The following is a 14,492-nucleotide window of genomic DNA, read 5'->3' as shown; positions in this document are numbered from 1 at the left end:
AATCCCCGCTTTCGCGGGGATGACATTGAGTAGGTTTTTCGATTTATACAACAACTCCTCAATTCTTTCCTAATTAAATATTTTTTATAGAATCAAGCACGGTTTCAAGAATCATACTAGCAGCTACTGCATCATCGTTATTATTACGGTCTTTTCTTTTCACTCCAAACGATTTAAGCAAATTATTTGCAGCTTTGGTAGTTAATCTTTCATCTTGTAAATATATAGGCAAGTTTATAGATTGTGCTAGCTCTTCAGCAAATTTCATCACTATATTTGTTTGCTCCGTTACTGCTCCGCTCATATCAATCGGTAGACCTATTATAACACCGCAAACTTTATATTTCTCGATGATATTAAGCAAGGAAGTAATAACAATTTTTTTATTTATCTCGGTTATAGTATTTAAGGGCATAGCAATACTACGTTCTTGATTAGATAATGCGATTCCTAATTTTTTGCTTCCGTAATCAATAGCGATAAGCGGAGCATTTGGTATTAAAAGCCGATAAAATTCTTGAAGATTTTTTATGATCATGATAGTTATAAAAATTACTTTATTAATTATTATTTATACTAAAAACTATTCAGAAACATTTAGATACGAAATTAATTAAATTATCGGCGATTTTAGCCTTTATTTATTGTTTATTATTTAATACCGCAATATTGATTTATAAATTTGATTATTATAAAGCAACAATCTTTAGAGGGATATTAGAGTTATCAAAAGATTTTTGCTATATTTATATATTTTCTTTTATAGCATTTTTCGGTATTAGCGTACATAGATTAGTGTTAAAAATCGGCGTAGGGTTTTTATTTATAACATCCGCTATTGTTAGTTATTACATTTATTTCTTCAAAATCAATCCTACTAAACAAGTAATAGGTAGTTTTTTCTCAACGGATTTAAATGAAGTTTATGAATTAACCAGCATTAAGTTAATAATATGGATAATTTTTTGCCTTTTTACCTGTTTTTATACTCTCAAATCTTTTGCCGCCGAAAATTCTAACTCATTTGTAACAAAACTATTATCTACCGCTTACTTACTTATTTTTGTATATAACATGATTACGCCTTCATTTAAGATACTAAAAAATTATTTTCCCATTCAGTATTTACATAATAGCTACCTTAATTTGGCCGGAAATTTCGGTGAAAAAAATTATGCATGTATAGATATTAGCAAACAATATAACTTTATAGATAAGTCAGATAAAGATATTATCGGTGTTTTAGTTATAGGAGAATCAGCAAGCTTTGATCATTTTGGTATTAACGGTTATGAAAGAGATACGACTCCTTACTTAAAGACTATTCAAAACCTAATTTCTTGCAAAGCTAAATCTTCTTCTAACCTTACCTATCTTTCCGTACCGTCGTTACTTTCACGTTATCCTGCAAGTCAAATTGAAAATAGTAGACAAGAGAACAGCTTTTTATCAATTTTAACAAATCTTGGCTTTAATACTACCTGGATCGGTACTCAAACTTTAATGAGGAGTTTTGCAAATTTTGACCTCAGTAATATATATAATGACGTTAATTTTACTATAGTACCGGGCGGCTCTGCCCTATTTTCTTTAAATGATCATGATGAAAAAATATTGCCTTTTATAACAGAAATACTAATAAACTTAGAGAAACAATTTTTAGTAGTTCACACTTCCGGCAGCCATTGGCACTATAATGCGAGATATCCAAAAGAGTTTGAGTATTTTACCCCTACCTGTCCTATTAAGGTTAAGGGAGATGCAAGTGATTGCGATAAGCTTGCTTTAGTTAACAGTTATGATAACTCTATTTTATATACCGATTTTTTTTATATAATTTAATAGATTTGCTTAAAGATAAAAATGCATTTTTATTATATGTATCTGATCACGGCGAGTCCCTCGGAGAAAATGGTTATTACGGTCACGGCGGTCCAATACTTGCAGAACAAATAACCGTACCTCTTATAGTTTGGGTATCAGATGATTTTCAAGCCAAATATCCTAAATCAGTATCTTCAATTAAAAATTATGCTAATACCTAAATTAGCCATGATTATGTATTTCATTCAATCCTTAACTGTTTAAATATAGAGTCCGACATAATAGATAAAGACTTAAGTATATGTAAATCTAGTTAAAAATTATTGAATTATTAAAAAATTTATATATAAATTAAGAACTCAATAATTATATGATTTATTATTATGTCTGATATACCTAAACTAGACGACTATTATTATAGATTTTTACAAAGTATTTTACTTAAAACACTAGAACAAAATAAAGCTGCTGAAACGTATTTATTGCAGAAAGATTTTAATAGCGCTTTAAATGAGATACAAAATGTAAATGAACAACTTGAAGAATATTCAAGCATTCTTTCTTTACTCAAAGTAATTAAAACTCATTTTAATGATAAAAAAAATTAAGTACCGTTTAACTTAAATCCTTTTTTTATAATTAAAAATAATATAGAGTGGAAATAAAAAAAGGTATTGAATTATGGAATATGCATTATTAATTTTCAGTATTATAGCGATTTTAGTTATAATAAAAATGGTTGAAGTTGTACCGCAACAACAAGCATGGGTAGTAGAAAAACTTGGAAAATTCGATAAAGTACTGCAGCCTGGCTTAAATTTACTCATCCCTGTTATTCAGAGAGTAGCATACAAACATACTTTAAAAGAAGAAGCAATAGACGTTACCGCTCAAACAGCTATTTCAAACGATAACGTAACATTATCTATAGACGGTGTTTTATATGTTAAGATCATTGATCCAATGGCAGCATCTTATGGTGTTAATAATCCTTACTATGCCATAACACAGCTTGCTCAAACTACTATGCGTTCGGAAATCGGTAAACTCCCTTTAGATAGAACTTTTGAAGAGCGTGAAACTTTAAACGTAGCAATTGTAGCAGCTATTAATCAGGCTGCTATAAATTGGGGCATACAATGTATGCGTTATGAAATTAAAGATATTCAACCTCCGCAAACTATACTTAAAGCTATGGAATTGCAGGTAGCGGCAGAGCGTCAAAAAAGAGCTCAAATTCTAGAGTCGGAAGGTAATAGACAAGCAAAAATTAATCATGCAGAAGGTGAAAAAGCACAAATCGTCCTGAATTCAGAAGCTTCTTATACAGATCAAGTTAACAGGGCAAAAGGTGAAGCTGAAGCAATAGGCTTAGTCGCTACCGCTACGGCAAATAGTATTGAGATTGTTGCAACTGCCGTACAAAAAACGGGAGGAAGTGATGCAGTAGCTCTTAAAATAGCCGAGCAATATATTAGTGCGTTCGGTAATTTGGCTAAAGATACCAACACCGTAATTTTACCTGCAAATCTTTCAGAACCGAGTAGTTTTATAACCGAAGCATTAACTATATTTAACCAATTAAAAGCTTCTTCTTCGGGAACGAAAATAGATAAGTAGCAATTTATAACAATTTATTATTGTAATAATAATTAGTTTTATATATCATATCAGATTATTAATTAATAAAAGGTTATGAATATGTCAGTATTTGTCGGCAAAACTGCTCCCGATTTTACAGCTAAAGCTATTATGCCTAATAATAATATAGACGATAAGTTTAAACTTAGCAATTATGCTGCAGGGGATAATATAGTATTATTTTTTTATCCCCTAGATTTTACTTTTGTTTGTCCATCAGAAATTATAGCATTTCACAATAAGCTTGGTGAATTTACCGAAAGACGTACTAAAGTAGTAGCTGTTAGTGTTGATTCTCATTTTAGCCATTTAGCTTGGAAAAATACTCCGCATAATAAAGGCGGGCTTGGACAAGTACAATTCCCAATGGTTTCCGATATAAAAAAGGATATTTCGTCAAAATATAATGTACTTAATGAAGACGGTGTTGCTTTGCGTGGAACTTTTTTAATCGATAAGGATTTCATAGTACGTCACATGCTAGTTAACGACTTACCTATCGGTCGTGATATTAATTATACATTAAAAGTAATCGATGCTTTAACTCATCATCAAAAACACGGCGAAGTTTGTCCTGCCGGCTGGCATAAAGGTGAGGAAGCAATTACCCCATCACATGAAGGTATAGCACATTATTTAAGCTCACATGCAGAGAAGCTGTAATATATTACTACTGTGTTATTAAAGTGGAACACTGTCCTACCGTGGCTTGTCTAGTGTTATTGCATGGTTCGATGTCATATCCCGCGAAAACGGGAATCCAGCAAAAAATAACCTTAACATTGATAAACAATTACATATTTAACAAAATAAACATATAAAAACACAAATTTTTATATGCTTGACTGGATTCCCGCCTAGGCAGGAATGACATACAGCACTAACGCAATATCAAATAACCCTAAATAATGTTGAAAGAATTATTTTCTGCTCCTAAAATATCTTATAATATTGAAACAATTAATATTTTACGTCTTATTAGGAGTGAAATATCGGTCCTAAAATTTTCTTTAGTTTAATTAAATTATTTGGTGATGTAGCAACTGCCACAGATAACGTTCCGGATTTTTCATTGCAAGGCGGAAAGTCAAAACCAATTAAATTTTTCAGTAAAAGCGATGCTGAAAAAGAGTTAGAGCTTCTCGAAAAAGACAATGCTAAGATCATCACATATAAATCTCCGGAATATCAAAATTATTACTTGAAATTTATGATCCACTGCTAATATTAAGCTATAATAATATAGAGTTATTAAATCATACTATATAAATGTGTTACAATAGTAGGTACAAAAACGCTGCTGCAAACGGAAGAAGCTTTGCGCATAAAATTGCAAATGATTTAGTAAAAGAAGGTTATATAACCGTTTCAGGGTTAGCACGAGGAATAGATAGCAGCGTACATCAAGCTGCAATTTCTCAAACTATCGGAGTTATTGCAGGCGGTATTGATCATATATATCCACCGGAAAATAAAAAACTATTTGAAAATTTAGCAAAAAAAGGTTTAATATTATGAGTTACCTATCGGCTTTACCCCGCTTGGAAAACATTTTCCACAGCGTAACAGGATAATATCGGGACTAGCCTTGGGAGTAGTGGTAGTAGAAGCAAGCTTAAAATCCGGTTCATTAATAACTGCAAAATTTGTACTTGAACAAAATAGGGAAATATTTGCCGTTCCCGGCTTTCCTTTAGATCCAAAATGTCAAGGTACAAATAAATTGATTAGAGAGGAAGCATATTTAGTGGAATCAGTAGACGATATTGTAGCTAATTTACCGCAATATGAAGAATTTATGAAAAAAGATGATGGATTATTTAAGGATTTTGTTGAGCTAGGAACAGTAAATACGAGATATGTTAAAGAACCGTTACAAAAGGAGCGTACTGCTTGCTATATTGGCATTATTATCGGCAGTACCCATAATAGACTTGGAATATTTACAAAAAGAAATAGAATTACCGCTTCCTATCATATATACGGTAATATTAGAATTAGAATTCGCCGGGACAGTAATGCGTCACGCCGGTAATAAAATATCATTAGTTTATAATAAGTAGATGAAATTAGTAATAGTAGAATCGCCGGCAAAGGCAAAAACGATAAATAAATATTTAGGTGATGAGTTTAAGGTCATTGCATCATTCGGTCATATTAGAGATTTACCTTCTAAAAAAGGCTCGGTGTTACCTGATGAAAATTTTGCAATGAAATATGATATTTCCGATAAAGCCGGTAAATATGTAGATGCCATAGTTAAAGATGCTAAAAAAGCTGATGCAGTATATCTTGCAACCGATCCTGATCGTGAGGGTGAATCTATCTCATGGCATGTTGCAGAGATAATAAAAGAAAAGAATCAAGTTAAATCCGATGATTTTTTCAAAAGGATAGCCTTTAACGAAATCACTAAAAAAGCAATTATTCATGCCGTTGAAAACCCTAGGAAACTTGACACTAACTTAGTAAATGCCCAACAAGCAAGAAGAGCTTTAGACTATTTAGTCGGCTTTACCCTTTCACCTCTTTTATGGCGTAAGTTACCGGGATGTAAATCGGCAGGACGTGTGCAGTCCGTGGCTCTGCGATTAATATGTGAGCGAGAAGATGAAATAGAGCGTTTTAAGTCAGAAGAATATTGGGATATTAGCCTTAAAATGCAAAATAGTAATAACGAACTATTTACTGCTAAATTGACTCACGTAAACGATCAGAAGTTAGAAAAATTCTCAATTATTAACGAAAAAAACGCCAAAGATTTAACCAAAAAATTAAAATCTCAAAAATTTCATGTTGATAAGATAGAAAAAAAACAACAAAAACGTCAACCACAACCTCCTTTTATTACTTCATCACTACAACAAGAAGCAGCAAGAAAATTAGGTTTTAGTGCTAAAAAGACTATGCAAATAGCACAAAAACTTTATGAGGGTGTTGATATAGGTAAGGAAACTATAGGGCTTATTACTTATATGAGAACCGACGGCGTTACATTATCAAATGATTCAATAGCAGATATACGTAAGTTAATCGATAAAAGTTACGGCGATAAATATTTACCACCTAGCCCTAGAATTTATAAATCCAAAGTAAAAAATGCTCAAGAAGCTCATGAAGCAATAAGACCCACAAATATTACTTATACTCCTGATAGCTTAAAAGAAAAGCTAGACAAGGATTATTATAAGCTTTATGAGTTGATTTGGAAAAGAACTATAGCCTGCCAAATGGAAAATGTTATAATGGATTTGGTAGTTGCAAATTTAGCTTCGGAAAATAAAGAATATTTGGCAAAAGCAAACGGATCGACTATAGCCTTTGACGGATTTTATAAGGTTTATCGTGAAAGTATGGACGATGAAGCTGAAGAAGAAAATAAAATGCTGCCGCCTTTAAAAGAACAAGAGCCGCTGAAAACTAAAGAAGTTATTCCAAATCAACATTTTACCGAACCGCCTCCAAGATATTCAGAAGCAAGTTTAGTGAAAAAACTTGAAGAGCTTGGGATCGGTCGTCCTTCGACCTATGCTAGTATTTTATCGGTTTTACAAGACCGAAAATATGTTGCTCTTGAGAAAAAACGATTTATACCTGAAGAGCTTGGACGTTTGGTAACGGTATTTTTAGTCGGTTTCTTCAAAAAATACGTTGAATATGATTTTACTGCAGGACTTGAAAACGAATTAGACGCAATAGCAACCGGCAAACTTGAATGGAAAGCTGCTTTAAATAATTTTTGGAGCGGTTTTAACCATAATATTGAATCAGTAAACGAGCAGCAAATAACCGAGATTATTAGCTATGTACAAAAAGCCCTTGATTATCACCTGTTCGGTGAGAATAAAGAATCTAAAATTTGTCCTTCATGTAACACGGGCGAGCTTAGCTTAAAGCTTGGTAAGTTCGGAGCGTTTTTAGCATGTAGTAATTACCCTGAATGTACTTTTAGAAAATCTATTGTTAGCGGTAACGATAACAACGAGAATGAAGGCGAGCCTGCCGCTATGCCTAATGAGCATAAAGTTTTAGGTACGGATAAAGACGGAGTAGAAATATATCTGAAAAAAGGACCTTACGGACCTTATATTCAACTTGGCAAACAAGAAGGCAAAGTAAAGCCGAAACGTAGCCCCGTACCTGCTAGTTTGAACCAAAATGATATTACACTTGATATAGCATTAAAGCTTCTAAGCTTACCGCTAAAAATAGGTATTCATAAAGATAGCGATGAGGAAATTATGATAGGATACGGTAAATTCGGTCCTTACATAAAATATATGGATCAATTTATTTCGGTGCAAAAAAAATATGATTTTCTAAATTTAAGCTTAGATGATGCGATGAAGCTAATTGAAGAGAATAAAGCGAAATTAGAGAAGAAACAGGTGTAAATGGTTTAGTGTCATCCCGTGACTTGATCACGGGGTCTCAGGACACAGGCTGTGATACAAGATCCCGTGGTCAAGCCACGGGATGACACTAAATAAAATTACTTATTTATGACAAAAGTTATAACACGATTTGCTCCGTCACCGACCGGTATGTTACATGTCGGGAATATCAGGGCAGCATTGCTTAACTGGCTATATGCAAAGAAGCATAACGGACAGTTTATTTTAAGATTTGACGATACGGATTTAGAGCGTAGTAAACAGGAATATAAAGACGCTATCGAGGAAGATCTAAAATTTTTAAATATTAATTGGGATCAGACATTTAATCAATTAAGTCGTTTAAGTAGATATGATGCAATCAAAAATCTATTACTAGACAAAAAAAGATTATATGCCTGCTATGAGACTCCTGAAGAGCTAGAATTAAAGCGTAAATTTCAATTATCTAAAGGTTTACCACCGATTTATGATCGAGCTAGCTTACATCTCACTGAAGAGCAAGCAAAGAAATATATAGAACAAGGAAGAAAACCGCATTATAGATTTTTGGTAAATCATGAACCGATTAGCTGGCATGATATGATCAAAGGCGAAGTTAAATATGACGGCAAGGCTTTAAGCGACCCAATAGTGATAAGAGCAGACGGTAGTATGACCTATATGTTATGCTCAGTTATTGATGATATTGATTATGATATTACTCATATTATTAGGGGTGAAGATCACGTTAGCAATACCGCCATTCAAATGCAAATGTTTGAGGCTTTAAATACTACTCCTCCGACTTTTGGGCATTTAAGTTTAATAATCAATAAAGATGAGAAAATTTCTAAAAGAGTTGGAGGATTTGAGATCGCAACTCTTAGAAAAGAAATCGGAATCGAAGCTATGGCAATCGCTAGCTTTTTTAGTTTACTTGGTTCATCAACACAAATCTTGCCTTATAAATCAATGGAGAAGCTAGCAAATCAATTTGAGATAAGTAGTTTCTCTAAAAGTCCAACTATCTATCAGCCGGAAGATTTAGAAAGATTAAATCATAAATTACTTATAAGTTTAGATTTTGATACAGTAAAAGAACGCCTTAAAGAAATAGATGCCGAGTATATTGATGAAAATTTTTGGTTATCGGTAAGCCCTAACTTGCAAAAATTACGTGATGTAAAAGATTGGTGGGAAATTTGCCATCAAACTCCGAATGTAGAAAATCTAAATTTAGATAAGGAATATTTAAAGCAAGCAGCAGAATTATTACCGAAAGGTGAAATCACTAAAGATAGCTGGAGCATTTGGACTAAAGAAATAACAAATAGAACAGGCAGAAAAGGTAAGGAGTTATTTTTACCTCTTCGCCTTGCTTTAACCGCCAGAGAATCAGGACCGGAAATCGCAAGCGTTTTACCTTTGATTGATAGAGAAGAGATAATAAAGCGTTTAACTAGTGCGTAACTCTCTATGTCATTCCCGCGAAAGCGGGGATCCAATAAAAATAATCTTATTGGTACAAAAATTGAATATTTGGTAAAATAAACATATAAAAACAAGTTTTTATATGTTTTACTAGATTCCTGCTTTCGCGGGAATGACATAGAAACCATGCAACTCCGCGCAATGACAATTGAGTATGACAATATTTTAATTATAATACTCTATCATGTGAGTATTAATAGCACCAGCAAGCTTTGCGGTTCACGGTAAATATTATCGGCAATAAGAGAAACTATACCTGCTGTTCCTGCTACTAAACCTTCCCACAGTTTCATAAGCTACATATCCTGCAGTTAGTCCTGCTTTTACTGTATTTTTTAATCGGACGGCGAAATTAAAATTGCTCCTAATGTAAAAGCACCGATAAAAACCGGAGGATCGTAATAAGCAAAAGTTGCAAGGCTTTCTACAGTTGCTTGAGCAAATGTAGATACAACAGAATAATTAGAGTTGTTCACATCAGAAACACAACCCTGAACGGAACATACAGTTTTTGCACCGTTTTCTATCACATTAATAGCATGTTCCGTTGCTAAGGTAGCCACCACATACATTGTGAAATCTGTCGCAGCTTTGGTAGCATTTTGAAAATGAATTGTAGCACTGTCAAAGTAACTAGATGTTTTTTTTAAGTTTTTACAATCATTATTATTGTAATTGACGTTTCCGCTATTTATTTGTGGCCCCGTATAGTTTTTTGTCATGCTTTTTCCCCTTAAAATTAAATCGTGACGCAATTATAACTTAAATGTTGTTGTGTCAATGGATATTATTAATAACTACTTAAAAAATTAATAATACTTTAAGACAAAAAGAAGTTTTAGCTGTTAAAAAACTTTTTGATTTTTAGCTTATCTTCTTTAGACAAAGTAGGCTTGAACCCGTATATATCTTTTTTATTAGCACTTTCAGGTCTAAATTGAAACTCGCCTTTAATTGTGTTGCTTGTAACTTCTGATCAGGAGAGCCCCATTTAGGAAAATCATATTTTATAACTATGTCCCTGTTTCTAAGTCCAGATTTATAAGCGTTACTATTTTCGTCAATATCTTTTACAATATCTTTTATTGTATAATTATTTATTAAAGCATCTCTATCAAAACCACGATCATATGCCCACATTGTTATTTTCTCGATCGGCAGCACTTGAGCAACATTAGCTAAATCTATAGTTTTACCTTGTTCTATATATTCGTTTATCTCTTTATCTATACCCTTTGGAACATAATTTTTAACTATTGTTTTAAAATAATCGCTTGAAAATTCTTGTTCTTTTGAGGTTTTAAATAAATCAAGCATAACATTATCCAGCGATTTACTCTTATTATTCTCTTTAATGAAATTGTCCAAATAAAGTGCCAAAACAAATCCACGATAATATGGCAATCTTTGTACTGCATAATCTTGCCAATAATCTGTTTCGATTAAATTATTAGGTTCATTTATAACAGGTGATAAATAATAATTCTCAAAGAATTTATTAAATTCTTCTACAAATTCCTCAAGCGTTATAACACTAGAACGTAAGGCTAAAACCCCGCTATAATAATCGGTAAATCCCTCACTCCACCAATAATTTAATCGTTCTAAGTTATTACGTATTTTATTCCCTGTCCAATTATGTAGATGTTCATGAGCAAGTAACGTTATATAATCCTGTTCAAACCTTGAGGAATAAATGCAGTAAAACTATGAGTTAAGCCCGTTCTGCCTATATGTCTAGGTTGATTCCCCTCGATTAAGCTTAGTAGATAATAAGGAAAATCATTATCATGGAAAAATGTTCTTTGTCCCTTGATAATTTTATTTATATAAGCAGCTATTTCTTAATCTTTAAAATCAAATTGACCATGTAACGAAAGATATACAGGATTTTTTTGATCGACAATTTTGTAAACACGTAAATCACCCGCTGCATAAACTGCACTATATAATTCAATCGGCATAGCTTTCAATTTCACGCTTTTACCAAGACCATAATCTGATATTGTTGCCTAACTATCAGGAATATTATTCCATTCAATGTTAAACGCTACTATATCATTTCCATTTAGATCACCGGGAGTAGCAAAAAGCCCATAAACCCGGTGAATGAATTAAATTTTGTCTCATTATTGCTTTGTGGATATCACAAGGATTACCGGTTTTTTGATATATTGCGTAGCTTAAACGAATAATATTGATTTTTCGCGTATTTAAAATAGCTTTATTCGAGTCTTGATTTCTAAACTGTAATTTTCCAATAGGATATTCTAGCTTAACATTTTTGATTTGCTTGTAATATGTAGGCACTTGCCCATGCATAGGGTAAATCTAAAACAACCTCACCACTCATATTGCCAATTACCGTCTCAACTTTGATAGCTGAAACAGACGTATTAGACAAAGGTGTTATTTTGTAATGTATCTGCCTATAAGTATTTACGGATACTAGATTTGAAATTAGAATTCTGATTTACAGAATTTGTATTATTTTTTATGGATTGCCCCACACCGCCTATATGGCTGCTCGCAATGACGATATCTATGTATGCATGTATTCTATTTAATTATTACTTCCTGACCATTAGCCCACAAGCTTCTATGTCTTCAAGCCATTTAGCATTTTCTATTAAATATGATTCTTAAAATTCGGCAAGTGTAGGACCAGGTTTGCCTGTTAAATTTTTAAGCCCGTCAAATAAAATGTCTAAAAAACCTATTTTATTCTTTTTACAATAATCTCCTACATCTTCAATATGCTTCGCACGATCATCAACAAATACAATAACTAGCATTTAGCTCTTCAGAAAATTTTGATAAAGTACCACTTTTTGAGTGATTACCGGTTATAAATATACCTTTATAAAAAATAGCATCATCCTTTTGTCCTGAATTATAAATTGCTAATTTTTCATTATCTGAAAATTCGATACCCAGCTCTTTTAGTTCTTTATATCGCCAATCTTGCATAGAAGGAATATTGCCGAATGCTCCCGTATTCATTTGTGTAAGACCATAAACCAAAAACTTTTCCTTGAGCTTGTTTATAACTTTTACCCGCTCTTCATCAATTAATATTACTTTTCGCTGCAAACGTCAATTACTGATAATTTCCTCATAATTGTCATAACTACTTTTATTTTCCTTAATTCTATCAATTATTTGATTATAAGGCGGCTGCTTAAAAGTTTCTGATTTAGGAGTTATAAGCGTATCGTCAACATCAATGAATATAGATGCACGAGTAGGAGCATTTTTTATTATTAAATCATAAACTTTTTCGGCACTATCGGCAGTTTCAAAATCTTTCATATATACTCCGAAGTAAAATGAAGAGTAGTGATACGAAGTTTAACTTGGACAAGAGTAACCGGTCTGTCAGCCGAGGAGCGGAGCGTATATTAAACGTTCAGCATCCGCGGTCTTACAAAGACATTGTTGCTAATTTTTCAAGTGGGGCGAGTATCAAATTTAATATTAAGTTCTTCAGTTAAAATAGCCATTAATTTAAGCCCTGCTCTATTTGTCCATTCGCCTTGTTCATAAAAAAAATGATAAGGACCGCTAACCGGCGACGACAACCAAATTTCTTTGGCGGCACTTTGTTTATTTATTACATATACCCCTTTATCAGTATCAAGGTTTAATATATCGCCTTGTAAATCTACATCTATACTTGCTTCTTTATCCTGCTCTTCTATCTTTTCTGCTATATATGCAATTGTTGTCTCGGCTATTTTACTAAATTCACTATTATTCATGATAACATCCCTTAAGTAGATAAAAATATACGCAAATCAACTTCAAAAAGAGTAAGGAGTCTATAAAGCAAGGAGCGGAGCGTATACTTAATACATAAGCACCACAGCTCTTATAAGACGACGCAGCCAATTTTGAAGTTCATCGAGTAGATGGTTTTTCAGGATCAATTGCCGACTCAGGTACTTTAATCAAACTTTTTCGATAAGTTTCAACAAATCTATTATGATCATTAAGATTGTTAGAAAAATTATGCCCGCCTTTACCGTCAACTACAAAAAATAATGCATCCGTTTTAGCAGATTTTACCACTGCTTCTAAAGATTTTAACGACGGACAAGAAATCGGACCGGGTGGTAAACCTTTTATATAATAAGTATTATAGGGTAGTTCTTGCAATAAATCTTTTTTTGTTAAAGCTCTTGCTAATTTAAATTTTCCTTCAGTCAAAGCATATATAGTAGTCGAATCGGCTTGTAGCTTCATATTTTTCTTTAAACGATTAATGAATACTGCTGCTATAATAGGCTTTTCTGCATTTGAGCCGGCTTCTTTTTCAATTATCGAAGCTAGCGTTAATACCTCAAGTCTAGTTTTTAATGGAGAATCCGGTGCAAGATTTTGCATTACTTTATCTAAATTAGCAGACATTAAATTTCTCATGTGATCAATTATCTGCTCTTTTTGATCACCGTAAGAAAAAAAATACGTGGAAGGCATTAAAAAACCTTCAGGTATTATCCCTTTTATTTCTCCAAGTAATCGACTTTCTTCATTAATTTGCTTTATAACCTCACTAACTACCGTACCTTCCGGGACAATTATCTTGTGTATTATAGATTTACCGCTTGCTAATATTCTTAAAGTTTGCAGAGGCGATATATTACGAGTAAACACATATTCACCACTTTTAAGAGGTCTTTTTATAGAATAAATTTTAGCAATTACCTTAAAAATTCTTGGATATTTGATTACTTCATTAGAATAAAGTTTTGTAACTATTTGATTTACGGATAATTTAGGTTCAATAATTATCGTTTTATTTTGAGTAAGATCACCCGGCACAAAAATATAAAATATACTAAAATTTAGCAAAGTAATAAATATAGTTAGCGATACTATAACTAAAAAAAGTTTAGTTTTTAATAGGTTGTTTAACATAATAACTATTATTTTTATAAGGCTTAGAAATCAATAGTTTTAATATTTGGTAATTAAAATGAGATAACTAATGAGCAACACATTAATAACGCAAACCAATTTACTATAACAATAGTATACTCCTGTAAAATGCAAAGTTAGAATTTTTATTACAAACAAAAAATATACATCTTTATTCTTTATTCATAGTGCATATTACTATACCGGCGTTAATACTGATCTTATAATGGGCATTATATA

14 protein-coding genes and 4 pseudogenes are annotated in these 14,492 nt (G+C 32.4%); 10 read left to right on the top strand and 8 right to left on the bottom strand.

The genetic code is table 11. From position 1 onward, the window contains the following. Positions 1-73: 73 nt before the first annotated feature. Positions 74-538 (bottom strand): Holliday junction resolvase RuvX, encoded by a 465-nt coding sequence (gene ruvX, locus ABVF33_RS02905; protein WP_499706199.1) that lies wholly within the window; start codon positions 536-538, stop codon positions 74-76. Between the two features lie 35 nt (positions 539-573). Between ruvX and ABVF33_RS02900 the strand changes: the two are divergent. The 10 genes and pseudogenes from ABVF33_RS02900 (at position 574) to gltX (ending at position 9,311) form a co-directional block, all read left to right on the top strand. Beyond that, positions 574-2,141: pseudogene (locus ABVF33_RS02900) on the top strand (phosphoethanolamine transferase). Between the two features lie 66 nt (positions 2,142-2,207). Beyond that, positions 2,208-2,432 (top strand): hypothetical protein, encoded by a 225-nt coding sequence (locus ABVF33_RS02895; RefSeq protein WP_499706198.1) that lies wholly within the window; start codon positions 2,208-2,210, stop codon positions 2,430-2,432. Between the two features lie 73 nt (positions 2,433-2,505). After that, entirely contained in the window at positions 2,506-3,444 is a 939-nt protein-coding gene (locus tag ABVF33_RS02890; RefSeq protein ID WP_499706197.1) for an SPFH domain-containing protein, read from the top strand. 81 nt (positions 3,445-3,525) lie between these two features. Then, positions 3,526-4,128, top strand: a complete 603-nt coding sequence (locus tag ABVF33_RS02885) for a peroxiredoxin (RefSeq protein ID WP_012150652.1) — start codon at positions 3,526-3,528, stop codon at positions 4,126-4,128. Between the two features lie 328 nt (positions 4,129-4,456). Next, complete coding sequence (locus ABVF33_RS02880; RefSeq protein WP_499706434.1) at positions 4,457-4,690, top strand: DNA processing protein DprA; 234 nt, start codon at positions 4,457-4,459, stop codon at positions 4,688-4,690. A 44-nt stretch (positions 4,691-4,734) separates the two neighbouring features. Then, a complete protein-coding gene (locus tag ABVF33_RS02875; RefSeq protein ID WP_499706196.1) occupies positions 4,735-4,983 on the top strand; it encodes a DNA-processing protein DprA in 249 nt (82 codons plus the stop codon). Between the two features lie 7 nt (positions 4,984-4,990). Beyond that, positions 4,991-5,185 (top strand): annotated as a pseudogene (locus ABVF33_RS02870) (DNA-processing protein DprA); the annotation flags it as partial. A 139-nt stretch (positions 5,186-5,324) separates the two neighbouring features. Continuing rightward, entirely contained in the window at positions 5,325-5,528 is a 204-nt protein-coding gene (locus tag ABVF33_RS02865) for a DprA-like winged helix domain-containing protein (RefSeq protein ID WP_499706195.1), read from the top strand. Further along, positions 5,529-7,859 carry a type I DNA topoisomerase gene (gene topA, locus ABVF33_RS02860; RefSeq protein WP_499706194.1) on the top strand — a complete coding sequence of 777 codons (2,331 nt, stop codon included), beginning with the start codon at positions 5,529-5,531 and terminating at the stop codon, positions 7,857-7,859. Between the two features lie 108 nt (positions 7,860-7,967). Further along, complete coding sequence (gltX, locus tag ABVF33_RS02855; protein ID WP_499706193.1) at positions 7,968-9,311, top strand: glutamate--tRNA ligase; 1,344 nt, start codon at positions 7,968-7,970, stop codon at positions 9,309-9,311. Between the two features lie 356 nt (positions 9,312-9,667). Here gltX and ABVF33_RS02850 read toward each other — a convergent pair whose 3' ends face one another. The 7 genes and pseudogenes from ABVF33_RS02850 to mltG form a co-directional block, all read right to left on the bottom strand. Further along, positions 9,668-9,862: a hypothetical protein gene (locus ABVF33_RS02850; RefSeq protein ID WP_499706433.1), complete on the bottom strand. Its 195-nt coding sequence runs from the start codon at positions 9,860-9,862 to the stop codon at positions 9,668-9,670. A gap of 334 nt (positions 9,863-10,196) precedes the next feature. Beyond that, positions 10,197-10,700: a PDZ domain-containing protein gene (locus tag ABVF33_RS02845; protein ID WP_499706192.1), complete on the bottom strand. Its 504-nt coding sequence runs from the start codon at positions 10,698-10,700 to the stop codon at positions 10,197-10,199. Between the two features lie 168 nt (positions 10,701-10,868). Then, positions 10,869-10,952, bottom strand: a pseudogene (locus ABVF33_RS02840) (M61 family metallopeptidase); the annotation flags it as partial. A gap of 1,022 nt (positions 10,953-11,974) precedes the next feature. Then, a pseudogene (locus ABVF33_RS02835) lies at positions 11,975-12,425 on the bottom strand (DUF2608 domain-containing protein). A 3-nt stretch (positions 12,426-12,428) separates the two neighbouring features. Then, entirely contained in the window at positions 12,429-12,644 is a 216-nt protein-coding gene (locus ABVF33_RS02830; protein ID WP_499706191.1) for a hypothetical protein, read from the bottom strand. Between the two features lie 137 nt (positions 12,645-12,781). Then, positions 12,782-13,093, bottom strand: a complete 312-nt coding sequence (gene cyaY / locus ABVF33_RS02825; protein ID WP_499706190.1) for an iron donor protein CyaY — start codon at positions 13,091-13,093, stop codon at positions 12,782-12,784. A gap of 139 nt (positions 13,094-13,232) precedes the next feature. Continuing rightward, positions 13,233-14,252 (bottom strand): endolytic transglycosylase MltG, encoded by a 1,020-nt coding sequence (gene mltG / locus ABVF33_RS02820; protein ID WP_499706189.1) that lies wholly within the window; start codon positions 14,250-14,252, stop codon positions 13,233-13,235. Between the last annotated feature and the right edge of the window lie 240 nt (positions 14,253-14,492).

The sequence above is a fragment of the Candidatus Rickettsia barbarica genome, assembly GCF_041477405.1.
Lineage (GTDB): Bacteria > Pseudomonadota > Alphaproteobacteria > Rickettsiales > Rickettsiaceae > Rickettsia > Rickettsia rickettsii.
Note: the sequence above shows the minus strand (reverse complement) of the source record. Positions and strands in the feature narration are given on the sequence as shown.